General features: G+C 75.3%; 18 protein-coding genes. 9 read left to right on the top strand and 9 right to left on the bottom strand.

What is annotated here, in order from left to right; translation table 11 throughout:
• Positions 1 to 204 precede the first annotated feature (204 nt).
• From HPC71_RS16525 to HPC71_RS16515, 3 genes are all read left to right on the top strand, one after another.
• Positions 205 to 1,467, top strand: a complete 1,263-nt coding sequence (locus tag HPC71_RS16525) for a SpoIID/LytB domain-containing protein (RefSeq protein ID WP_154614721.1) — start codon at positions 205 to 207, stop codon at positions 1,465 to 1,467.
• Between the two features lie 28 nt (positions 1,468 to 1,495).
• Positions 1,496 to 2,953, top strand: a complete 1,458-nt coding sequence (locus HPC71_RS16520) for an amidase family protein (protein ID WP_253943754.1) — start codon at positions 1,496 to 1,498, stop codon at positions 2,951 to 2,953.
• 160 nt (positions 2,954 to 3,113) lie between these two features.
• A complete protein-coding gene (locus HPC71_RS16515) occupies positions 3,114 to 3,260 on the top strand; it encodes a hypothetical protein (protein ID WP_230084189.1) in 147 nt (48 codons plus the stop codon).
• 167 nt (positions 3,261 to 3,427) lie between these two features.
• On the opposite strand, the gene HPC71_RS16510 is transcribed toward HPC71_RS16515, so the two are convergent.
• Positions 3,428 to 6,829, bottom strand: coding sequence for a pyruvate carboxylase (locus tag HPC71_RS16510; RefSeq protein ID WP_154614722.1), 3,402 nt, complete (start codon positions 6,827 to 6,829; stop codon positions 3,428 to 3,430).
• A 120-nt stretch (positions 6,830 to 6,949) separates the two neighbouring features.
• Here HPC71_RS16510 and HPC71_RS16505 point away from each other — a divergent pair, with 120 nt between their 5' ends.
• A complete protein-coding gene (locus HPC71_RS16505) occupies positions 6,950 to 8,248 on the top strand; it encodes a calcium-binding protein (RefSeq protein ID WP_154614723.1) in 1,299 nt (432 codons plus the stop codon).
• Positions 8,249 to 8,290: 42 nt separating this feature from the next.
• Here HPC71_RS16505 and HPC71_RS16500 read toward each other — a convergent pair whose 3' ends face one another.
• The 7 genes from HPC71_RS16500 to HPC71_RS16470 all read right to left on the bottom strand — a co-directional run bounded on the left by HPC71_RS16500 (position 8,291) and on the right by HPC71_RS16470 (position 16,141).
• Positions 8,291 to 8,950 (bottom strand): hypothetical protein, encoded by a 660-nt coding sequence (locus tag HPC71_RS16500; protein ID WP_154614724.1) that lies wholly within the window; start codon positions 8,948 to 8,950, stop codon positions 8,291 to 8,293.
• Positions 8,947 to 10,200 (bottom strand): hypothetical protein, encoded by a 1,254-nt coding sequence (locus HPC71_RS16495; RefSeq protein ID WP_154614725.1) that lies wholly within the window; start codon positions 10,198 to 10,200, stop codon positions 8,947 to 8,949. Before HPC71_RS16495 ends, HPC71_RS16500 begins: the two co-directional genes overlap by 4 nt.
• A complete protein-coding gene (locus HPC71_RS16490; RefSeq protein WP_154614726.1) occupies positions 10,197 to 11,462 on the bottom strand; it encodes a hypothetical protein in 1,266 nt (421 codons plus the stop codon). The genes HPC71_RS16495 and HPC71_RS16490 overlap by 4 nt, the downstream gene beginning before the upstream one ends.
• Positions 11,462 to 13,114: a PH domain-containing protein gene (locus tag HPC71_RS16485; protein WP_154614727.1), complete on the bottom strand. Its 1,653-nt coding sequence runs from the start codon at positions 13,112 to 13,114 to the stop codon at positions 11,462 to 11,464. Before HPC71_RS16485 ends, HPC71_RS16490 begins: the two co-directional genes overlap by 1 nt.
• Positions 13,111 to 13,626, bottom strand: a complete 516-nt coding sequence (locus HPC71_RS16480; protein WP_253943753.1) for a PH domain-containing protein — start codon at positions 13,624 to 13,626, stop codon at positions 13,111 to 13,113. The genes HPC71_RS16485 and HPC71_RS16480 overlap by 4 nt, the downstream gene beginning before the upstream one ends.
• Positions 13,627 to 13,709: 83 nt before the next feature.
• Positions 13,710 to 14,249, bottom strand: a complete 540-nt coding sequence (locus HPC71_RS16475) for a hypothetical protein (protein ID WP_154614728.1) — start codon at positions 14,247 to 14,249, stop codon at positions 13,710 to 13,712.
• 101 nt (positions 14,250 to 14,350) lie between these two features.
• Positions 14,351 to 16,141, bottom strand: a complete 1,791-nt coding sequence (locus HPC71_RS16470) for an acetyl/propionyl/methylcrotonyl-CoA carboxylase subunit alpha (RefSeq protein WP_171896940.1) — start codon at positions 16,139 to 16,141, stop codon at positions 14,351 to 14,353.
• Between the two features lie 203 nt (positions 16,142 to 16,344).
• On the opposite strand from HPC71_RS16470, the gene HPC71_RS16465 reads away from it, so the two are divergent.
• From HPC71_RS16465 to HPC71_RS16455, 3 genes are all read left to right on the top strand, one after another.
• Entirely contained in the window at positions 16,345 to 17,529 is a 1,185-nt protein-coding gene (locus tag HPC71_RS16465; protein WP_154614729.1) for an acyl-CoA dehydrogenase family protein, read from the top strand.
• A 33-nt stretch (positions 17,530 to 17,562) separates the two neighbouring features.
• Positions 17,563 to 18,792: a glucose-1-phosphate adenylyltransferase family protein gene (locus HPC71_RS16460; protein ID WP_154614730.1), complete on the top strand. Its 1,230-nt coding sequence runs from the start codon at positions 17,563 to 17,565 to the stop codon at positions 18,790 to 18,792.
• A 92-nt stretch (positions 18,793 to 18,884) separates the two neighbouring features.
• Positions 18,885 to 19,496, top strand: coding sequence for a GtrA family protein (locus HPC71_RS16455; RefSeq protein WP_154614731.1), 612 nt, complete (start codon positions 18,885 to 18,887; stop codon positions 19,494 to 19,496).
• Here the strand turns inward: HPC71_RS16455 and HPC71_RS16450 are convergent.
• On the bottom strand, positions 19,426 to 20,025 hold the full coding sequence (locus HPC71_RS16450; protein ID WP_171896939.1) for a Maf family protein: 600 nt from the start codon (positions 20,023 to 20,025) through the stop codon (positions 19,426 to 19,428). The two genes, HPC71_RS16455 and HPC71_RS16450, sit on opposite strands and share 71 nt — an antisense overlap.
• Before the next feature lie 41 nt (positions 20,026 to 20,066).
• Between HPC71_RS16450 and HPC71_RS16445 the strand changes: the two genes are divergently transcribed.
• Together HPC71_RS16445 and HPC71_RS16440 are read left to right on the top strand one after the other, a co-directional pair.
• On the top strand, positions 20,067 to 21,080 hold the full coding sequence (locus HPC71_RS16445; protein ID WP_154614733.1) for a glycoside hydrolase family 6 protein: 1,014 nt from the start codon (positions 20,067 to 20,069) through the stop codon (positions 21,078 to 21,080).
• 133 nt (positions 21,081 to 21,213) lie between these two features.
• On the top strand, positions 21,214 to 22,377 hold the full coding sequence (locus HPC71_RS16440) for a winged helix-turn-helix transcriptional regulator (RefSeq protein ID WP_154614734.1): 1,164 nt from the start codon (positions 21,214 to 21,216) through the stop codon (positions 22,375 to 22,377).
• Positions 22,378 to 22,517: the final 140 nt, after the last annotated feature.

Genomic DNA, 22,517 nt, shown 5'->3' with positions numbered 1-22,517 from the left:
CCGACCGGCCCGTCTGCTCCTCCCTGGGGATGGGGCTCGGGCCGATCGTCGGGGGTGGTCCGCAGAGGGCCCGGCAACGGCCCGGGCCGCCCGGTCGTCCCGGCCCGTGCCGTCGGTCACCACCGTGCTGACCTGCGGAAACTACAGATCTGTAGTTCGCGGTCCGCAATTGCCCAACCGTGTGGCAGGTGGTGCCATTGGTGCGTGCGTCCTCCCCAGCGGCTCCCCCTGCGCCTCCCCCAACGCCTCTCCCTGCGCCTTCCTCTGGGCCTGGCGGTGGCCGCCCTCGTGGCCCCCGCCGCCCTGCTGCCCACCCCCGCCACGGCCGCCCCCGCCGGCCCGCAGCGGACCGCCGAGCCCGTCGGCGACAGCTGGACCGTGCCCCGCGCGGCGACCGTGACGATCACCGGCCGGGGCTACGGCCACGGCCACGGGATGTCGCAGTACGGCGCGGAGGGCGCGGCGCGCCAGGGCCTCACCGAGCGCCAGATCGCGGAGTTCTACTACCCCGGCACGAGCTGGGGGAAGGCCAAGGGCCGGGTCACCGTCGCGATCTCGGCCGACACCGGCGACGACGTCGTCGTCCGCCCGCGGTCGGGGCTGAAGGTCGCCGACCTCGCCGGCGGCGGGCGGGTCGCGCTCCCGCAGAACGGTGCCAAGCAGTGGCGCATCGCGCGGGCCGGCACCGGTGTCCTGCGGGTCGCCTACCGCACCGACCGCTGGCGCGGCTGGCGCGACCTGAAGGGCAACGGCGAGTTCTACGCCGGCGGCCGGCCGATCACCCTGGTCACCCCGTCCGGGGAGAAGCCCTACCGCGGCCGGCTGCGCGCGGTCCGGCTCGGCGGCGGCGTGGAGACCGTCAACGACCTGACCCTGGAGAGCTACCTCAAGGGCGTCGTGCCGCTGGAGATCCCCGCGAGCTGGAGCCCCGCCGCGGTGCGCGCCCAGGCGATCGCGGCCCGCACCTACGCGGCGTACGAGCGGGCCCACCCGCGCTCCTTGGGCTACCAGCTGTGCGACACCACCTCCTGCCAGGTCTACGGCGGCTTCTCCGCCGAGCACCCCGCCTCGAACGCCGCCATCGACGCCACCAAGGGCCTCGCCCTCACCGTCGGCGGCGAGCCGGCCTTCACCCAGTTCGCCTCGAGCAGCGGCGGCTGGACCTCGGCGGGGTCGATGCCCTACCTGACGGCGAAGAAGGACCCGTACGACGGCTGGGCCGGCAACCCGGTCCACCGCTGGCGCGCCACCGTCGACGACGCCCGGCTCGAGCGGGCCTGGCCGGCCATCGGCGACCTGCGGCGGATCGTCGTCGTCGACCGCGACGGCAACGGCCAGTGGGGCGGCCGCGTGAACACGCTGCGGCTCGTCGGCGGCCGCGGGTCGGTGACGGTCTCCGGCGACACCTTCCGCTCCGTGCTCGGCCTGCGTTCGACCTACCTCACCTTCAAGGTCGGCGCCCGCTGAGCCGAACGGGCGGGGGATGATGCCGCCCGTGCCGGCACCCACCTCCCGCCCCAGCTCCACGAGCTCCACCTTCAGCTCCACCTCCAGCTCCACCTTCAGCTCCACCGAGGAGACCGCGCGGCTGCTCGACTGGATCGCGACCGTCGACCCGACCATCCGGGCGGTCTGCACCCTCGCGCCCGACGCGCTCGACCAGGCCCGGGCCCGCGACGTCGAGGCGGCCGAGGGGCGCGCCCGCGGGCCGCTCCACGGCCGCGCGGTGCTGGTCAAGGACAACATCGACACCGCCGACCTCCCCACGACGGCCGGCTCCCTCGCGCTGGCAGGGCAGCCGCACCCCGTCGCTGACGCGCCGCTGGTGCGCCGGCTGCGCGAGGCCGGGATGGTCGTGCTCGGCAAGACCAACCTCTCGGAGTGGGCCAACATCCGCGACGCGGCGTCGACCTCGGGGTGGAGCGCCTTCGGCGGGCTGACCCGCAACCCCTACGCCCTCGACCGGTCCGCCGGCGGGTCGAGCTCCGGCTCCGGTGCGGCCGTCGCGGCCGGGCTCGCCGCGTACGCGGTCGGCACCGAGACCGACGGCTCGATCAGCTGCCCGGCGGCGTACAACGGGTGTGTGGGGATCAAGCCCACCGTCGGACTGGTGCCGACCGCGGGCGTCGTGCCGATCTCGCGGTCCCAGGACGTTCCCGGCCCGATGGCCACGACGGTCCGCGACGCCGCGGCGCTGCTCTCGGTGCTGGCCGGCGACGGGGTCGACTACGCCGCGCACGCCGTCGACGGGCGGTTGGCCGGGCGCCGGATCGGCGTGCCGCGCGGGCCCTCCTGGGGCTACTCCGCCGAGGCCGACGCGGCCGCCGAGCGGGCGCTCTCCGCGCTCTCGGCCGCCGGCGCGGTCGTCGTCGACGGCACCGACCTGCCCACGCTGCCGGACTCGATCTGGGACGACGAGCTGCTCGTGCTCCTCGCCGAGCTGCGCGCCGACCTGGCGACGTACCTCTCCTCGCGCCCGGGCGACGGCCCCCGCGACCTCGCCGAGCTCGTGGAGTTCAACCGCCGGCACGCCGACGTCGAGCTCGCGCACTTCGGCCAGGGGCTCTTCGAGCAGGCGCTGGCCGGCCCCACCACCGACTCCGAGGAGTACGCCGCCGCGCGGGCGCGCTGCGTGGCGGCCTCGCGCGGCGGGGGGATCGACCGCGTGCTGGCCGAGCACGGGCTCGACGTGCTGGTCACGCCGGCCTACGACCGGGCGCACCGGATCCGGCTGGTCGGGCCCGAGGACCTCACCGGCTCCTGCTCGGGCGTGCCGGCGATGGCGGGCTACCCGCTCCTCACCGTGCCGAGCGGCCTCGCGGGCGGGCTGCCGGTCGCGGTGTCCTTCTGGGGCACCGCCGGCAGCGAGCGGACCCTGGTCGAGGTCGCCCACGCCTACGAGTCGCTGCGCGACCCGCTGCCCGCCCCCACCTTCGCCGAGACCGTCGGCTGACCCTCGGCCGACCCTCGGCCGACCCTCGGCCGGGCCGGGGCGCAATCCCGGTGCATCGGGCGGCGCGCTGTCCTACGCTGCGCGGGTGGGTAGTCGACCGGAGGGTTTCGCATACGTCCGTCGGGGCGACGGGAGCGTCGTCGTCACCCATCACGGCCGGGTGGCCGCCACGCTCCGGGGCGGCCGTGCCGCCGAGTTCCTCGCCGAGGTCGAGGACGACCCCCAGCTGGCCATGGCCCGCTGGACCGGCAACTACCGGCACGGCAACGAGCGGACGGCCCGGCAGCACCCCCGGAACAGGCGCTGACCCGACCGCCGACTCCGTGAAGTACGTCCGCCGGCAAGGAGCGGACACCTGGTCGGGGTCGCCCTTCCGCCGACTCGGCGTGCCGGAAGTGCCGACTCGGTGTGCCGGAAGTGCCGACTCGGCGTGCCGGAAGTGCCGACTCGGCGGGGGTGGGGGCGGGGTGGGGGTTAGCCGGCGAGCACGAGCACCAGGTCGCCGCCCTCGACGGCCTGGGTGCCGTCGAGCGCGACCCGCTCGACGCGGCCGGCGACGGGCGCGGTGATGGAGGCCTCCATCTTCATCGCCTCGATCGTCGCGACGGTGTCGCCGGCGGCCACGGTGTCGCCCTCGGCGACCACGACCGTCACGACGCCGCCGAACGGCGCGGCGACGTGGCCGGGCTTGCCCGGGTCGGCCTTCTCCGCCGCGGCGACCTCGGAGGAGACCGAGCGGTCCCGGACGGCGACCGGGCGGAGCTGGCCGTTGATCGTGGCCATCACGGTGCGGAAGCCGCGCTCGTCGGGCTCGCCGATCGCCTGGAGGCCGAGGATGAGCTTGATGCCCTCGGCGAGGTCGACCTCGTGCTCGACGCCGGTGCGCATGCCGTAGAGGTACTCCACGGTCGGCAGCACCGAGAGGTCGCCGTACCGCTCGCGCTTCTCGGCGAAGTCGGCCGTCGGGCCGGGGAAGAGCAGCTGGTTGAGCGCGCGCTGGCGCCGGGGCCCGGTGGCCTCGAGGTCGGCGCGCTGGTCCGCGGTGAGCTCCTGGTCGGGGGCGCGCCAGGTGCGGCCCTCGAGCGCCTTGGAGCGGAACGGCTCGGGCCAGCCGCCCGGCGGGTCGCCGAGCTCGCCGTTGAGGAAGCCGATGACCGAGTCCGGGATGTCGAAGCGGCGCGGGTCCTCGGCGAACTCCGCGGGGTCGGCGCCGATGCCGACCAGCGAGAGCGCGAGGTCGCCGATCACCTTCGAGGACGGCGTCACCTTCGGGACGTTGCCGAGGATCTCGTTGGCCGCGGCGTACATGTCCTCGACCTGCTCGAACTTCTCGCCCAGGCCCAGGGCGATGGCCTGCTGGCGCAGGTTGGAGAGCTGGCCGCCGGGGATCTCGTGGCGGTAGACCCGCCCGGTCGGGGAGGCCAGGCCGGACTCGAAGGGCGCGTAGACGCGGCGGGTGGCCTCCCAGTACGGCTCGAGCGCGTTGACCGCCGCCAGGGACAGGCCGGTCTCCCGCTCGGAGTGGTCGGTCGCGGCGACCAGCGCCGAGAGCGGCGGCTGGGAGGTCGTGCCGGCCATCGAGGAGGTCGCGGCGTCGACCGCGTCGACGCCGGCCTCGATCGCGGCGGTCAACGTCGCGAGCTGGCCACCGGTGGTGTCGTGGGTGTGCAGGTGCACCGGCAGGTCGAAGCGCTCGCGCAGCGCGGTCACCAGGGTCTTCGCCGCCGGGGCCCGGAGCAGGCCGGCCATGTCCTTGATCGCCAGCACGTGCGCGCCGGCCTCGACGATCCGCTCGGCCAGGCGCAGGTAGTAGTCGAGGGTGTAGAGCTGCTCGCCGGGGTCGGCGAGGTCGCCGGTGTAGCACAGCGCGACCTCGGCGACGGTCGTGCCGGTCGCCCGGACGGCCTCGATCGCCGGGCGCATCTGCTCGACGTCGTTGAGCGCGTCGAAGATGCGGAAGACGTCGATGCCGGTCTCCGCCGCCTCGGCGACGAAGGCGTCGGTGACCGCGGTCGGGTAGGGCGTGTAGCCGACCGTGTTCCGCCCGCGCAGCAGCATCTGGAGGCAGATGTTCGGCACGGCCTGGCGCAGCCGCGCCAGCCGCTCCCACGGGTCCTCGGAGAGGAAGCGCAGCGCCACGTCGTACGTCGCCCCGCCCCAGGCCTCCAACGACCACAGCTCGGGGGTGGTGCGGGCGACGACCGGCGCGACGGTCAGCAGGTCCCGGGTGCGCACGCGGGTCGCGAGCAGCGACTGGTGGGCGTCGCGGAACGTCGTGTCGGTGACCGCGACCTGCCGCTGCTCGCGCAGCCGGCGGGCGAACTCCTCCGGGCCGACCGAGAGCAGCAGCTGGCGGGTGCCGTCGGGCGCGGGCACGTCGAGGTCGACCGGGGGCAGCTTGCTGGCCGGGTCGACCGACACCTTCGCCGGGCCGTGGGGCTGGTTGACGGTGACGTCGGCGAGGTAGGAGAGCAGCTTGCTGCCGCGGTCGCCGCTGCCGCGGGCCTGGAGCAGCTGGGGGTGGGTCTCGATGAAGGACGTGGTCACCCGGCCGGCGGCGAAGTCGGGGTCCTCCAGCACCGCCTGGAGGAACGGGATGTTCGTCGAGACGCCGCGGATGCGGAACTCCGCGACCGCCCGGCGGGCCTTCTCCACGGCCTTGTCGAAGGTGCGGCCGCGGCAGGTGAGCTTGGCCAGCATCGAGTCGAAGTGCGCGGAGACCTCGGCGCCGGTGTAGACCGTGCCGCCGTCGAGGCGGACGCCGCCGCCGCCGGGGGAGCGGTACGTCGTGATGACGCCGGTGTCGGGGCGGAAGCCGTTCGCGGGGTCCTCGGTGGTGATCCGGCACTGCAGCGCGGCCCCGCGGAGCACGATGCCCTCCTGGGAGAGGCCGAGGTCGGCGAGGGTGTCGCCGGCGGCGATGCGCAGCTGGGCCTGCACCAGGTCGACGTCGGTGACCTCCTCGGTCACGGTGTGCTCGACCTGGATGCGAGGGTTCATCTCGATGAAGACGTAGTTGCCCGCGGGGTCCAGCAGGAACTCCACGGTGCCGGCGTTGCGGTAGCCGATCTCGCGGGCGAAGCGCACCGCGTCGGCGCACATCCTCATCCGGAGCTCGGGGTCGAGGTTCGGCGCCGGGGCGATCTCGACGACCTTCTGGTGGCGCCGCTGCACCGAGCAGTCGCGCTCGTAGAGGTGGATGACGTTGCCCTCGCCGTCGGCGAGGATCTGCACCTCGATGTGGCGCGGGTCGACCACGGCCTGCTCGATGAAGACCGTCGGGTCGCCGAACGCCGCCTCGGCCTCGCGCATGCAGGTCTCGACGGCCTCGCGCAGGTGGCGGTGGTCGGGTCCGGGCTCGTCGACGCGGCGCATGCCGCGGCCACCGCCGCCGGCGACGGCCTTGACGAACAGCGGGTAGGGCAGGTCGGCCGCCGCGGTGACGAGCGCGTCGACGTCGGTGGAGGGCTCCACGCTGGCCAGGGTGGGGACGCCGGCGGCCTTGGCGGCCGCGATCGCGCGCGCCTTGTTGCCGGTCAGCTCCAGCACCTCGATCGTCGGGCCGACGAAGGTGATGCCGGCGTTCGCGCAGGCCTCGGCCAGCGCGGGGTTCTCCGAGAGGAAGCCGTAGCCGGGGTAGACCGCGTCCGCGCCGGCCCGCACCGCGGTCGCCACGATCGTCTCGGGGTCGAGGTAGGCGCGGACCGGGTGGCCGCGCTCGCCGATCTCGTAGGCCTCGTCGGCCTTGAGCCGGTGCTCGGACCAGCGGTCCTCGTAGGGGAAGACCGCCACCGTCTTCGCGCCGACCTCGTAGGCCGCGCGGAACGCACGGACCGCGATCTCGCCGCGGTTGGCCACCAGCACCTTGGAGAACATGGCGCCCAGGCTAGAGCGCCTCGCTGGGCGCCGCTGTGACGGGCGCCATCCGCGAGACGCGCCCATCGGTGCGGCGGACCGCCCGCGAACCGCCCGCCGCTCGCCTGCGTCCCACCTCATGTGACTGCTTCCCGGACCGCTCCTCCCACGACCTCCCGCCGCGCTGCCCGGACCCTCCTCGGCGCCCTGGCCCCCGGGCTGGTCATCGGGTTGGCCACCGGCCTGCTGCTCACCGCCCCGCCGGGCCCGGCGGGCGCCGCGGGCGAGCCCGACCCGCCCCCGGTCACCTGCGACGGGCTGGTCGCGACCATCGTCGGCACGGAGGACGGGGAGACCCTCGTCGGCACCGACGGCGACGACGTGATCGCGGCGCTGGGCGGGGCTGACCGGGTCGAGGCCGGCGCGGGCGACGACGTGGTGTGCGGCGGCGACCGCGCCGACGTGCTCGAGGGCGGCCCCGGCGCCGACCGCCTCTTCGGCGAGCGCGAGGACACCGACCCCGACGTGGACCTGGCCGGGGACGTGCTGGTCGGCGGGCCGGGCGACGACCACCTCGACGGCGGCTACGACCCCCGGGGGCGGCCGGACCGCGACCAGCTGAGCTGGCGCTCGGCCCCGCGGGGGGTCCACCTCGACCTCGGCGACGGCGTGCAGGGCACCGCGACCGGGGAGGGTCACGACACGCTGGTGCTGATCGGGTCGCCGGTCGTGATCGCCTCCCAGCACGCCGACACGGTCCTCGGGTCCCCGGGGCGCGACCGGATCCACGCGCTGGGCGGCGGGGACCGGATCAGCACCGGCGCCGGCGACGACGAGGTCGTGACCGACAAGCTGCACAGCTCGACCGCGCCCGACGTCGTGCGCACCGGCACCGGTGACGACCGGGTGTGGACCACCGTCGGCGCCGATCGGGTCTTCCTCGGCCCGGGACGCGACTCCGGGGGCGGCGGGGGCACGGGGGTCCGGCTGCACGGCGGGCCCGGGGGCGACTACCTCGACGCCATCGTCGGAGCGAGCCCCGGCGCGGTGGTCCACGGCGACGGCGGGCCGGACCACCTCTCGCTGGGCTCCACACCGGCGCTGAGCGGCCGGGGAGTGCTGGTGGACCTGGGCCGGGGCGTGGTCCGGCCCCGGCACCGCCCGGCGTGGTCGGGCGGTGTGGTCGGGATCGAGAGCCTGTTCGTCTCCGGCGACGCCCGCTGGACCGTGCGCGGCACGCCCGGCCCGGACACGGTGAGGGCCCCCGTCGCGGAGCACCCGGTGGTGGCCCGGCTCGGCCGGGGCGCCGACGACGTCGAGGGCGGGCTCTCAGCCGACCTGCTCGACGGCGGGCCGGGACGCGACCGCGTCGACGGTGGTCCCGGCCGGGACCGCTGCCTGCACGCGGAGGTGGCCCCGCGGTGCGAGGTCCGGAGATGAGTCGCTCCCACCGACCACCCCCGCGGGGCCCCAGGTGATCTGTCAGGCCGGGCGGTTGCGGAAGCGGCGGCCGCTGAGCGCGCGCACCATGCCGATCAGCACCCACGCCCCCAGCACCGCCGGCAGCCCGAGCGCGACGCCGGCAGCGATACCCGTGCCGGTGCTGCCGCCGGAGTCGGACTCGAGTCGGGTCAGCGGGTCCTCGGGGAGGGCCTCGAGCCACTCCGGCAGGCGCAGCGCCGCGTCCCCGAGGTAGGACGGCTCCTCGGTCGCGGCGCCCCAGTCCGGGGAGTACCGGTCGACGGTCCAGCCGGTGGTCGTGGTCGCGTAGCTGTGGTCCGAGCCCTGCCACAGCACCACCAGCGCGGGCTCGTCGAGCCGCGCGACGATCTGGTCGAGGGCCTGGATGTAGTGGTCGTGCCCGGCGAACCAGCTGTCCTGCCAGACCACGACGTGGACCGGGAGGTCCCGCTCGGCGATGAGGTCGGCGATGCGCTGCTCGTCCTCCTCACCGAGCATCGCGCGGGCGTCGTCGCTGACGTGCACGTGGTCCTCGCGCAGCCCCTCGACGGCCTCGAGCACCCGCTCGCCGGCCGGGGCCGGGGCGCCGGTGTCGGCGGCCCGGTCGCCCGCCCACGCCGCGGCGCCGCCGCCGATGGCGAGCGCGGCGACCGCGCAGACCAGCCGCTCGCGCGCCGTCACCGCACGCTCCCGAGCTCGCGGGCGACGTGGCGCCACAGGTCCTCGACGAACGCGCCGTACCCGGTGCGCGCCCACACGGTGTCCAGCTCGTACCACGGCCGCTCCCGGCCCAGCAGCCCGCTGGGCACGGTCATCGGCGCGAGCCCCCGCCCGGTCGTGTGGCTGCACGGGCGGCACGCCGGCACGGTCAGGTCGCGGTCGCCGACCGGCACGGTGCGGCGGTGGACGCCCTCCCCGTGGCGGGGGTCGAAGAAGCAGGCGCGGTACGCCGGCCGCTTGGCCGCCGCGCGGGTGGCCCCCACGGCACGGGTGGCCGTGCGGACGAGCACCAGCGCGCCGACCAGGTCGTCGAGGTCGGCCGCGGCGGAGCCGGTGCGCTCCAGCAGCGACCGCGCGGTGTCGTACGACCCGTCGACGAGGGTCCGGCGCTCGAGGTCGACGGGTCCCGAGCCGGAGCCGGTCGCCCGGGCGAGCAGCCGGGCGAGGGACTCCAGCTCGCGCTCGACGGCGGCGCGGACCTCGGCGGGGGTGCCGAGCCCGGCGGCGGCGGCGCGGTCGACCCGGCCGGAGCGGGCCGGGCGGGGCAGCGCGCCGGGGGCGGTGGCGCGCCACGCGAGGGCGCTGCGCAGCGCGAGGTAGGCGGCGCCGGTGACGGCCACGAAGGCGAAGGTGGTCCAGATCGCGATGGACTCGGCGGTGGGCGGGTCCTGGAGCGGGTCCCACTTCTCGGGCCGGCGGAAGACGGCCTGGGAGGTGACGGCGTCGAGCTGCTCGCGGGTGACCTCCTCGCCACGGTCGGCCGCGCCGAGGATCTCCAGGTTGCGCGCCGCGATCCCGGCGGGGTGCAGGTCCTCGTGCATCGCGCCGTTGGGGAACAGGTCGCGGTCGACCTCGTAGATCGCGATCTGGTCGGGCACGTCGCCGAAGGAGGCGAGCGTCAACCCGTAGCTCTTCGGGTCGGTCTGCACGACCAGGACCGCGTCGCCGCCGATCCGCTCGTGGAGGCGCCCGGCCAGGTCGCGCGCCGGGTCGGTGGTGGCGAGCCCGTCGGGGCCGGGCGCGAGGACGACGTACGCCGGGAAGGGCAGGTCCTCCACCACCGCGGTGAGCGCGGCGTCGACGTCCTCGCTGCGGCCGTTGCCGAAGAGCGGGTGGACCACGACCGGGTCGTCGGCCAGGGACGCGGCGAGCTCGTCGAGCCGGTCGAGCCCGTCGGGCCCGGAGATGTCCGGAGCGCCGTCGGCGCTCACCGTCGCCCGCCCTGTCGCCCGCCCCGGTGCAGGCGGCGGACGAGGTCGGGCTCGAGGGCGCCGAACCCGGTCGAGGCCCAGGGCTCGCGGTCGGTCTCGAAGTAGTGCTCGGGCCGGCCGCGCACGACCACGTCGAGGATGTCGGGCCGGCGCCCGGCCTGGAGGTCGCGGCGGCACGTCGCGCAGATGGGCGCCTGCACCCGCCGGCCGGCGTGCTCGAGGGCGTGGTCGCGGGCGGCGCGGCCGTGCAGGGGGTTGAGGAAGCACGGGGTGGACGGCTCGAAGGCCCGGCCCTTGCGCGCGGCCGCCAGCGCCTCCTCGCCGCGGCGGGCGAGCACGACGGCGCCGACCGCGTCGAGCGGGTCGACGGCGGCGGTGGGGTCGTTCGGCAGCACCCGCCCGGCGGCCTCGTAGTGGTCCAGTGCGGCCGCCCAGGCGGCGTCCCCGGACCCGGCCAGGTCGGCGGCGTCGATCCGCTCACCGAGCGCGAGCACGTCGGAGCGGGCCCGGCGGGCCAGCTCGGCGTCGCCGGCCTGGCGGACCCGGTCGAGCACGGAGTCGGGCAGCGCGAAGGTCTGGGCGGCCTTGCTGCCGGGTCGCGTGCGCCGGGCGAGCCTGCGGACGCCGAGCACGACGCCGACCACGACGAGCACCACCGCGACGAAGCCGATCGCGGCGTCGCCGGAGCTCCCGTCGTCGTACGCCGGGGTGCCGGTCGAGCCGGAGGTCGACCCGTCCTCGCGCTCGCGGCGCGCGCTCGCGGCCCGGAGGGCGGCGCTCGCGGCAGCGGGGAGGCTGCCGGCGCTCAGGTGCTCGGCGAGCACCAGGATGCCGTCGCCGAGCTCGAGGGCGGTCCCGTCGGGGCCGCCGGAGGACAGCAGTGTCTCGGCGTCGTTGACCACGTCGGTGTTGCCGCGCACGGCGCCCCACTGCTGCATCGCCAGGTTCAGCTGCGAGCCGTCGGGGAGCGTCGGTGAGAAGGCGGCCTGGTCCTTGTCGATGAAGGTCCACACGTTGTTGACGCCCAGGTAGACCCCGTCGGGGCCGCCCGCGTCGTGGACGCGCACGAGCAGGTCGTCGCCCCAGGTGATGCCGCTGTCGTCGGGGGGCTGGACCAGCACCAGGTGGACGGGCAGGTCGGCCTCGCGGACGGCCTGCTGGAAGGCCGCGAGCTGGTCGGGGCTCAGCCACGACTCCGTCCCGGGCCCCAGGTGCACCCCGCTGCTGGTCAGGTCCTCGACGATGGCGTCGACGTCGGCCACTAGGCGCTCCTCCCGGTCGCCGGGCGATCGTAGAGGAAGGGGCCGACCAGGTCCGGGGTCGCCTCGAGCGCCAGCGCGACGGCATCGGCCGCGGGGGCGTCGAGGATCGTCACCGACTGCCGCCCGCCCGCGGTCGTGGCGACGAGGGTGACCAGGCCGGCGCGGCGCTGGAACCACGTGGCGCGGACGTTCCAGCCGATGATCGCCGCCACGGCGAGCACGTCGCGGCGGCGGTAGAGGCTGCCGGAGCGGCTGACGACGTACCCCTCGCTCAGGGCGTGGCCCAGCGACCCGGCGCGGTCCGCGGCGAGGGCGGCCGCGGCCAGCGGCGCGAGGACCGCCGGCAGCGCCCACCACGGCGACCGCGGCAGGAGGGCCAGGCACGCCGCGCTCAGCACCAGCGCGGGCCCGAGCGCCCGGGTCCAGCGGCGGCGGGTGGCGGCGGGCCCGTGCCGGCGCAGGGGTACGTCGACGGGCCCGGCGGCGCCGAGCACCGCCCGCGCGGTCGCCTCGACGACGGGGCGCGGGGCCGGGGGCACGAGCACCGAGGAGGACTCCTGGCCCTCGCCGAGCCCGGTGACGATCGCCGCGAGCCGGCCGCCCCCGGTCGCCCGGAGCCCGAGCGGCTCGCCGAGCGTGACGCCGGCGAGGCGGGCGTCGTCGAGGCTGGTCTCGCGGGTGGTGAGCAGCCCGCGGCGCAGGTGCCAGGCGCCGTCGCGGTGGCCGAGGGTGAAGCCCCAGTTCGCGACGAGGTAGCCGCCCACGGCGAGCACCGAGGTCGCCAGCGCCAGCACGAGCACGCCGGCGACCCCCGCGACCACGACCGACAGGCCGGCCACCCGGTCGGCCCAGGACGAGGCGTCGAGCCGGCGCAGCCCGCCGAGCGCGTCGACCAGCTGCGCGCCGGCGCCGAGGAGACCCGCGGTGATGACCACACCGGTCGAGGTCAGCGGCGCGAACCGGGCCCAGGCCGGGTCGAAGGTGAGCACCGGCGGGGGAGGAGCGAGGTGGGCGCCTGGTCCGAAGGCTTCCGCGACGGCCCCGGCGCCTGCGGCTCCGGCCGCGGGTGAGGCGCGCAGCAGCTCCTCGCGCAGCCGCCGCGCCCGCTCCACCGGGAGGCCGTCGAGGTCGAGCTGCTCGTCCTCGCTGGTCGAGGCGGTGCCGGTGCCGACGCGGATCGTCACCAGCCCGAGCAGCCGGTGGACCGGCGGCGCGGTCAGGTCGACGGTGCGGACCCGGTCGATCGGGGTGGAGAGCACGTGCCGCTCGAGCAGGCCGCGGCGCAGCTCGACCCGGCCGCCGGTGACCCGGTAGCTCGTCGTCAGGTAGCGCAGCAGGCCGACCACGACCGGCACCAGGACGCCGAGCAGCTGCCAGCCGCGGATCCCCGAGGCCGTGCCGGCGACCAGCAGGCCGAGCAGCACCGGCAGGAACCGCACGGTCTCCCGCACCGGGTGGACCAGCAGCATCCGCGGGTCCAGGCGCTGCCAGTCGTCGGGTGCGTCCGGGAGCTCCTCCGGCACCTGCCGGACCTGCTCCTGGGGCGGCTCCTGGGGCTGGTCCTGGGGCTGGTCGGGGCCGGGCGGGACCGAGATGTCCTGGGGGACCGGGGTGTCCTGCGGGAGGTCCGGGTCGGGGTCGCCCCCGCTCACGTGGCGTCGCCCTCGACCGCGTCGGCCATGAGGGTGAGCTCGGCGACGAGGTCCTGCGCTCGCGCGAGGTCGAGCCCGTCGATCTCCAGGGCGCCGGCCGCCGAGGCGGTGGTCACGGTGACGGTGGCGAGGCCGAAGAGCCGTGCGACGGCCCCCTCGGCCCGGTCGACGGTCTGGATGCGGGAGAGCGGGGCGATCCGCTGCTCGCGCGCCCACCAGCCGCTCTGGGTGTGGACCGCGGTGTCGGTGACCTCCCAGCGGTGCACGGCGTAGCGCCACTGCGGCACGACCACCGCCCAGGCCACGACCGCGACCGCCGCGAGGGCCACGGCCCACCCGGGCAGGTCGAAGGAGTCGACGGCGAGGTCGACGAGGAGCGCCACGCCGATCGTGACCGCGCCCTCGACGAGCGCGGTCACCCGCCACATCAGCCGCGCGCGCGGGCTCACCCGGTGCAGCGGCGCCCGCAGCAGGGCCGTCGCCGGCGCGGTCGGGGCGGGTGTCTCGCTCACCCCGCCACGCTAGCCACGCGACGTACGACGACGGGCCGGGGGCCCCGCCCGGTCGCCGGCGGGCGCAGGGCGGGGCGGAGCGGTCAGCCGGTCGTCACCCAGGCGCCGAACGTCTTCTTGCCCGGAGCGTGGTCCACCGGCGTGCCCGGGTAGTCGTTGGCCGTGACCAGGTTGACCCGCACGCGCTCCGGGGAGCCCAGGCAGTCGCGGGGCACGACGAGGCGCATCTTCTCGCCGTCCCAGTCGATCGCGGTGTCGCCCGTGCAGAGCGCGCCCCCGGTCATGCCCTTCCAGCCCTTCGCGCGCACGACGCTCCACTGCTCGATCTCGATGCCGGCGCCGATGGCGTACTCCGGGCCCGCCGACCCCGGGTCGGTGTCGACGTTGAACCGGTAGACGTCGGCCAGCCCGCTGTCCTCGGCGTGCGACACGATGAGCCGCAACGCCTGCGGGCCGTGCTTGACCCGGATCTTGGTGACGTCCCCGCCGGGGAAGGACGTGCGGCCGTCGCCGGCGGGGTCCCGGACGACGCCGACGGCGGCACCGACCGGTGCCGCCGTCGTGAGCGCCAGCACCCCGCCCAGGAGTGCCGCCGCTGTGGCTCGTGCTGCTGTGCTCGACATGAGTCTCGTGGTGTTCGTCTTCATGCCGGGTCTGACGCATCCCGCGGCGTTCCGGTTCGCGGGGCTGCGCGCGGGGTCGCGCGAGGAGGGGTGGGGCCGGGTCAGGCCTTGATCTCGCAGATGACCGCGCCGTTGGTGACGGTGACGCCGACCTCGGCCTGGAGGCCGGTGACGGTGCCGGCCTTGTGGGCCTTGAGCGGCTGCTCCATCTTCATCGCCTCGATGACGACCACGGTGTCGCCCTCGGCGACCTCCTGGCCCTCCTCGACGACGACCTTGACGACCGTGCCCTGCATCGGGCTGGTCACCGCGTCGCCGCTGGCGGCCGCGCCCCCGCCGCCGTTCTTCTTGCGCTTGGGCTTCTTCGCGGCCGCGGCGCCGCCGCCGGCCGAGATCCCACCCAGCCCGGCGGGCAGCACGACCTCGAGCCGCTTGCCGCCGACCTCGACGACGACGCTCTGCCGCTCCTCGGCCTCCGCGGCCTCCGCGACCTCGCCGCCGTAGGGCTGGATCTGGTTGTCGAACTCGGTCTCGATCCACTGGGTGTAGACCTCGAAGGAGCCCTCGCCCGAGGGGGTCGAGGCGCCGACGTACGCCGGGTCGGAGACCACCGCGCGGTGGAACGGGATGACCGTCGGCATGCCGTCGACGACGAACTCGTCCAGCGCGCGGCGCGAGCGCTCCAGCGCCTGGGTGCGGTCGCGGCCGGTGACGATGAGCTTGGCGATGAGGGAGTCGAACGAGCCGGGGATGGTCTCGCCGTTCTCGTAGCCGCCGTCGAGGCGCACGCCCGGGCCGCTCGGCGGGCTCCAGGCCGACAGGGTGCCCGGCGCCGGCATGAAGTTGCGGCCGCCGTCCTCGGCGTTGATGCGGAACTCGATGGAGTGGCCGCGGATCTCCGGGTCGTCGTACCCGAGCTCCTCGCCGGCGGCGATGCGGAACATCTCGCGGACCAGGTCGATGCCGGTGACCTCCTCGGAGACGCAGTGCTCGACCTGGAGGCGGGTGTTGACCTCGAGGAAGGAGATGGTGCCGTCCTGGGCGACGAGGAACTCACACGTGCCGGCGCCGTAGTAGCCGGCCTCCTTGAGGATGCGCTTGGAGGACTCGTAGAGCTCGCTCAGCTGCTCCTCGGAGAGGAACGGCGCCGGGGCCTCCTCGACGAGCTTCTGGTTGCGGCGCTGCAGGGAGCAGTCCCGGGTGGAGACGACCACGACGTTGCCGTGCTGGTCGGCCAGGCACTGGGTCTCGACGTGGCGGGGCTTGTCGAGGAACTTCTCGACCAGGCACTCGCCGCGGCCGAACGCGGTGACCGCCTCGCGGACCGCGGACTCGTAGGCGTCGGGGATCTCCTCGAGCGTGCGGGCGACCTTCAGGCCGCGGCCGCCGCCGCCGAAGACGGCCTTGATGGCGACCGGCAGGCCGTTCTCCTTGGCGAAGGCCACGACCTCGTCGGCGTCGGCGACCGGGTCCTTGGTGCCCGGCGCCAGCGGCGCGTTCGCCTTGTCGGCGATGTGCTTGGCCTTGGCCTTGTCGCCGAGCGCCTCGATCGCGGCCGGCGGCGGGCCGATCCAGGTCAGCCCGGCGTCGATGACGGCCTGGGCGAAGTCGGCGTTCTCGGCGAGGAAGCCGTAGCCGGGGTGGACCGAGTCGGCGCCGGACTTCTCGGCGACCGCGATGATCTTGGCGATGTCGAGGTAGGAGTCGGCCGGGGTCGCGCCGCCGAGGGAGTGGGCCTCGTCGGCGAGCCGGACGTGCATGGCGTCGCGGTCGGGCTCGGCGTACACGGCGACGCTGCCGATGCCCGCGTCCTTGCAGGCGCGGATGACCCGCACCGCGATCTCGCCGCGGTTGGCGATGAGGACCTTCGTGAGGGGCTTGGTCTCCGGCACCGTGGGCACTCCTGGTCGTCTGGTGGCTCGTTCGTGGGTCGGGTCGGGCGACCCGGCGGGCAGGTTATCGCCCCCTGTCCCGTCGATCAGGGAGGGTCGCACCGCGAGACGCAGCGTCGGACCGAACGCCGGTGAGCCGTCTGGGCCCGTTCGGACCGCCGAGTGGTTAACAAGCGTTAACCACGGTGGTTAGCATGCGGTTCATGACGTTCGAGCTGTCGCGTGAGCACGAGGAGTTCCGGCGCAGCGTCCGCGAGTTCGCGGAGGCCGAGATCGCGCCGCACGCGGCGCAGTGGGACCGCGACCACCACTTCCCCGTCGACGTGGTCGAGAAGATGGGCGCGCTGGGACTCTTCGGGCTCACCGCGCCCGAGGAGTACGGCGGCGCCGGGGACGACGGGGACTTCACGAGCCTCTGCGTGGCGATCGAGGAGATCGGCCGGGTCGACCAGTCGATGGGGATCACCCTGCAGGCAGGCGTCGGCCTCGGGATCAACCCGATCCTCACCTACGGCACCGCCGCCCAGAAGGAGCAGTGGCTCCCGGCGCTGGTCGCCGGCGAGCGGCTCGCCGGCTTCGGGCTGACCGAGCCGGGCGCCGGTTCCGACGCCGGGGCGACGCGGACCCGGGCCGAGCTCGCGGGCGATGAGTGGGTGGTCAACGGCTCGAAGCAGTTCATCACCAACTCCGGCTCCTCGATCACCTCGCTGGTCACCGTGACCGCGCGGACCGGCACCCGCGAGGACGGCCGGCCCGAGATCTCCGCGATCATGCTCCCGGCCGGCACGCCCGGCTTCACGGTCGAGAAGGCCTACGACAAGCTGGGCTGGCACGCCTCCGACACCCACCCGCTGTCGTTCGAGGACGCCCGGGTGCCGGCCGACCACCTGCTCGGCGAGCGGGGCCGCGGCTACGCGCAGTTCCTCGCCACCCTCGACGACGGCCGGGTCGCGATCTCGGCGCTCTCGGTCGGCTGCATCCAGGCGTGCCTGGAGATGTCGGTCGCCTACGCCGGCGAGCGGCAGACCTTCGGCGGGCCGATCGGGCGCAAGCAGGGCGTCGCGTTCCAGATCGCCGACCTCGAGGTGATGCTCCACGCGAGCCGGATGCTCACCTACCGCGCGGCCGCGCTGAAGGACTCCATGGACGGGGGAGGCGCGCCGTACCGGGAGTTCAAGCAGGCCGCCGCGGTCGCCAAGCTCTACTCCACCGAGTCGGCGGTGACCGCGACGCGGATCGCGACCCAGGTCTTCGGCGGGTACGGCTTCATGGAGGAGTACCCCGTCGCGCGGTTCTACCGCGACGCCAAGGTGCTCGAGGTCGGCGAGGGGACCTCGGAGGTCCAGCGGATGCTCATCGCGCGGGGCCTCGGGCTGCCCGTCGAGTGACCTCCCTCATGCGCGCCTGACACGATTGGCCGCATGGTGGCTCACCGCGTGCTCGCGATCGTCCAGGCCGGAGGCGCCGGCGGGCGCATGGACGTGCTGACCCGGGAGCGGGCCAAACCGGCGCTGCCCTTCGCCGGCGTCTACCAGCTGCTCGACTTCCCCCTGTCGAACCTCACCCACTCCGGCTGCACCGACGTGTGGCTCTCGGTGCAGTACCAGGGGGCCACGCTCGAGGAGCAGGTCGCCAACGGCCGACCGTGGGACCTCGACCGCAACACCGGCGGCCTGCGGCTGCTCATGCCGCAGCAGGGCTCCGGCAGCCTCGACGAGGACGGCTTCGCCCGCGGCAACGCCGACCTGCTCTTCCGCATCCGCGACCAGGTGCAGGCCTTCGACCCCGAGGTCGTGCTGGTGATGAGCGCCGACCACGTCTACCGCTTCGACTACCGCGACGCGATCGTCACCCACCACGAGCACGGCGCGGAGTGCACGGTCGTCACCAGCGAGGTGCCGCTGGAGAACGCCTCGGACCACGCGACCGTCGAGCACGACGACGACGGCCGGGTCACCCGGCTGGAGTACAAGCCCGAGGAGCCGACCACCGGCACCGTCGCCACCGAGGTCTTCGTCTACGACCCCGCGGTCCTCGTGACGGTCCTCGAGGAGCTGCACCGCGAGCTCTCCGGGGAGACCGAGGCCGGCGACACCGGGCTCGGCGACTTCGGCGAGCACCTGCTGCCGCGGCTCGTCGAGCGCGGCAAGGTCGTCGCGCACCCGATGCCCGGCTACTGGCGCGACCTCGGCCAGCCGCACCACTACCTCGACGCCCACCGCGAGCTGCTCACCGAGGATCGCGACGTGCTCGGCGTGCCCGACTGGACGATCCTCACCCGCCAGCCGCAGCGCCAGCCCGCCCGCGTGCTCGAGGGCGCCACGGTCACCGACAGCATGCTCAGCCCCGGCTGCCGGGTCGCCGGCGAGGTGACCCGCAGCGTGCTCGGCCCCGGCGTGGTCGTCGAGGAGGGCGCGGCGGTCGTCGACAGCGTGGTCTTCGCCGACACCGTCGTACGTCGCGGGGCGGCCGTGCACCGCTCGATCGTCGACACCGGCTGCGAGGTCGGGCCCGGCGCCCGGGTCGGCGATCCCGACGCGCCCGCCTTCGACGACCCGGACGCGGTGACGATCGTGGGCCGCCACAGCACCGTCGGGGCCGGCGTCGAGCTGGCCGCCGGCAGCCGCCTGGAGCCCGGCACGACCGCCTGAGGAGCGGCCGGCGCGGGCCGGCCCGCGCCGGGCGCAGGCGCGGGAGCGGCGTCGAGGCACGTTCCCGTCGCCCTGTTGGTTAGCCTGAGCGCATGTCCAACGGCCGCTTCCTCGGTGAGGCCGGCAGGTTCATGGCCGTCGGCGGTGTCGCCACCGTCGTCGCGCTCATCATCTTCAACGTGCTGGTCCACGGCTTCAACACCGGCGACCACGCGCTGCTGCCGGACCAGCCGGTGCTGGCCTACGTCATCGCCAACACCGTCGGCATGGTCGTCAGCTACCGCGGCAGCCGCACCTGGGCCTTCCGCGACCGGCCGCCCCGGCAGGCCGACGGCGGCCTGACCGCCTTCGTCGCGATCAACGCCGTCACCATGCTCATCCCGATCGCGTGCCTGACGATCAGCCGCGACGTGCTCGGCCTGGACGACCCGATCTCCGACAACGTCGCGGCCAACGTCATCGGCCTGGTGCTCGGCCTGGCGTCGCGGTTCTACCTGTTCCGGCGCTTCATCTTCCGCCGGCCGATCCACCTCACCGAGATGTACGACCCGGCCGAGCCGATGGTGCCGCCCGAGCCCGACCACCTCGGCGAGGTGCCCGACCCCGACGGCACCTCGCTGCCCGGCGGGCCGATCAGCGAGACCAGAGACCCGTCCACGAGTGGCCAAGGTCGCTCACCAGGGTCCGGAGCGCGGGAAGGCTGACGCCCACCACGTTGTGGTGGTCGCCCTCGATCCCGGTCACGAACGCGCCGCCCAGGCCGTCGACGGTGAAGGCGCCGGCCACGTGCAGCGGCTCGCCGGTGGCGACGTACGCCGCCACCTCCTCGTCGGTGACGTCGGCGAAGTGGACCGTCGTGGAGGCGGTCGCCGCGGCGACCTGCCCCGTCGCGGTGTCGCGCAGGGCGTGACCGGTCCGCAGGACGCCGGAGCGGCCCCGCATCGCGCGCCACCGGGCGACGGCCTCCGCGGCGTCGGCGGGCTTGCCGAGCGCCTCGCCGTCGAGCTCGAGGACCGAGTCGCAGCCGAGCACGAGCGCGCCGGCCGGCACCTCCGGCCGCTCGGCGACCGCGTCGCACTTGAGCCGGGCCAGCGCCAGCGCGAGCTCGGCGGGCGGCACGCCGCTCACCTGGGACTCATCGACGCCGGAGACGATCACGACCGGGTCGAGCCCGGCGTTGCGCAGCGTGGTCAGGCGGGCGGGGGAGGCGGAGGCGAGGACGAACGTCGGCACCGGCCCAGCATCCCGTACCGCCCGGACGGCACAATGACCGCGTGCCAGACGGAACCACTCGCGCCCCGCGGGCGCTGCCCTTCGCCGCCGGGGCGCTCGTCGTCGTGGTGGTGCTCGTGGTGGTCGGCGTCCTCGTCGCCCGCGCCCAGCACCTCGGCCCGTGGGAGCTCGGGCCGCAGGAGCGCAACCGGTTCGCCGAGCAGCCGCAGTACGTCGACCCCGACTCCCGGACCGGGCAGGCCGCCTGGCAGGCCGAGGCCGACGGCCGCGCCGACGAGGCGGCCGCGTTCGCCGAGCTGGCGCAGGTGCCCCAGGGCATCTGGGTGACCCCCGAGGAGCGGCCGCCCGGCGCGGTCGGGCAGTACGTCTCCGCGGTCCTCGCCGCCGCCGACGAGGCCGGGCGGGTCCCGCTGCTGGTCGTCTACGGCATCCCCGACCGCGACTGCACCGGCGGCTACTCCAGCGGCGGCCTGGACGTCGGCAGCTACGTCCCGTGGGTCCAGGAGATCGCCACCGCGGCCGCCCCCTACGCCGCCGCGGTCGTCCTCGAGCCCGACGCGCTGGCCTCCGCGGTCGAGTGCGACCGCCGCCAGGAGCGCGTCGACCTGCTCGCGCGGGCCGTCGACGCCCTCGCGGCGGCCGGCGTGACGACGTACGTCGACGGCGGGCACTCGGGCTGGGTCCCGGCGCGGAAGGTCGCCGCGCTGCTCCGCGAGGTCGGCGTGGACAAGGTGCGCGGGTTCGCCACCAACGTCTCGAACTACCAGACCGACCCCGACGAGGTCGCCTGGGCCGAGCGGCTCAGCGGGCTGGTCGGCGGGACGCACTACGTCGTGGACAGCGGCCGCAACGGCGCCGGCTCGCCGCCCGAGGACTGGTGCAACCCGCCCGGCCAGGCGCTCGGGCAGGAGCCGGGGTACGTCGACGACGGCACCGGCCTGGACGCCTACCTGTGGGTCAAGCCGCCCGGCGAGAGCGACGGCGAGTGCAACGGCGGGCCGCCCGCCGGGGAGTTCTGGGCCCAGCGGGCCCTGGAGCTGATCGGGGCCTCCTGACCCCTTCGCCGCCCGGTTGTGGGCCGGTCGGGGGCCGGTCGGGGGCCGGTTGTGGGCCGGAACGGGGGGATCGGACGTCCGGCTCACCATGGTTGGCGACCGGTTGGCTCGAGCCGTTGTTAGGGTCTACCTCATGCAGGGGGACGCGTGGACCGCGGTGATCATCGAGGACGACCCGGACGTGCGAGACCTCATCGACATCGTGCTCACGCAGTCGGGTTTCTCGACCGTCGTGGCGCCTGACGGGCCCTCCGGGGTCGAGGCGGTGCGGGCGCACAACCCGCTCATCACGACCCTCGACGTGAACATGCCGGGCATGGACGGCTTCGCCGTCGCGCGGCGCCTGCGGGAGTTCAGCAACACCTACCTGATCATGATCACCGCGCTGGCCGACGAGATCGACGTCGTCCAGGGCTTCGAGGCCGGCGCCGACGACTACCTCGTCAAGCCGTTCCGCCCTCGCGAGCTCCGCGCCCGCGCCGACTCCATGCTCCGCCGGCCCCGCGCCCGCGCCGACCAGCCGGTCGGCTGGGCCGAGGGCGCCGACGCCGCCCCGGCCGCCGCGGCCGCTCCGCCGGCGCCGGTGCAGGAGGAGTCGTGGGCCGCGGCCGCCGCCCGCGACCTGACCCAGGGCAGCGGTGGCCTGCGTCCCGTGCGCACCGGCGAGCCCGCGCAGCCGGCTCCGCTGCAGCAGCCCGAGCCGGTCGCGCCGCCCGTGCAGCCGGCGTACCAGCCGCACGTGCAGGCGCCCCCGCCGCCGGCCCCGCCCGCCCCGGCGACCCAGCCGTACCAGCAGCCCTACCAGCCGCCGGCGGCCTACGAGCCGTCGCCGGTCCAGCAGCCCCCCGCGCCGCAGACCTACCAGCCGGCCCCGACCCCGGCGTACGCGCCGCCCCCCGTGGCCCCGGCGGGTGGCGCGCACGCCGCGCCGGCCCCGGCTCCTGCCGCGGGTGGCCCGTCGGCCGACGGGTCGTGGGTGCGCTTCAACGGGCTCGCGCTCAACAACGAGAGCCGCGTCGTCACCGTCGGTGGGGGAGCGGTCGACCTGAACCGCACCGAGTTCGACCTGCTCGCCTCGCTGCTCGGCACCGGCCGGCGCGTGCGCAGCAAGGCCGACCTCGTTCTCACCATGCGCGGCCAGCAGTACGTCACCTCCTACTTCGTCAACGAGGCCGACAAGCGCTCGGTGGAGGTCCACATCAGCAACCTGCGCCGCAAGCTCGGCGACGACGGCGCCGTCCCGCGCTTCATCGAGACCGTCCGCGGCGTCGGCTACCGCCTCGCCGAGACCGCCTGACCCTGCTCCTGGTCGTCCGGGCGCGGCGGCGGGGCAGGTTGGTTCATCAAGGTATGCAGGTCAACCGTCACTCCCCACGGTGAGCTCGCACGGGGAAGTGGCGGCTCGGCTGCATCCCTTGATGAAACAACCGCCGCCGA

It is taken from the genome of Nocardioides marmotae, from assembly GCF_013177455.1.
GTDB classification, from domain to species: Bacteria; Actinomycetota; Actinomycetes; order Propionibacteriales; family Nocardioidaceae; genus Nocardioides; species Nocardioides marmotae.
The sequence above is the reverse complement of the archived record's forward strand: the minus strand, read 5'-3'. Positions and strand labels throughout refer to the sequence as shown.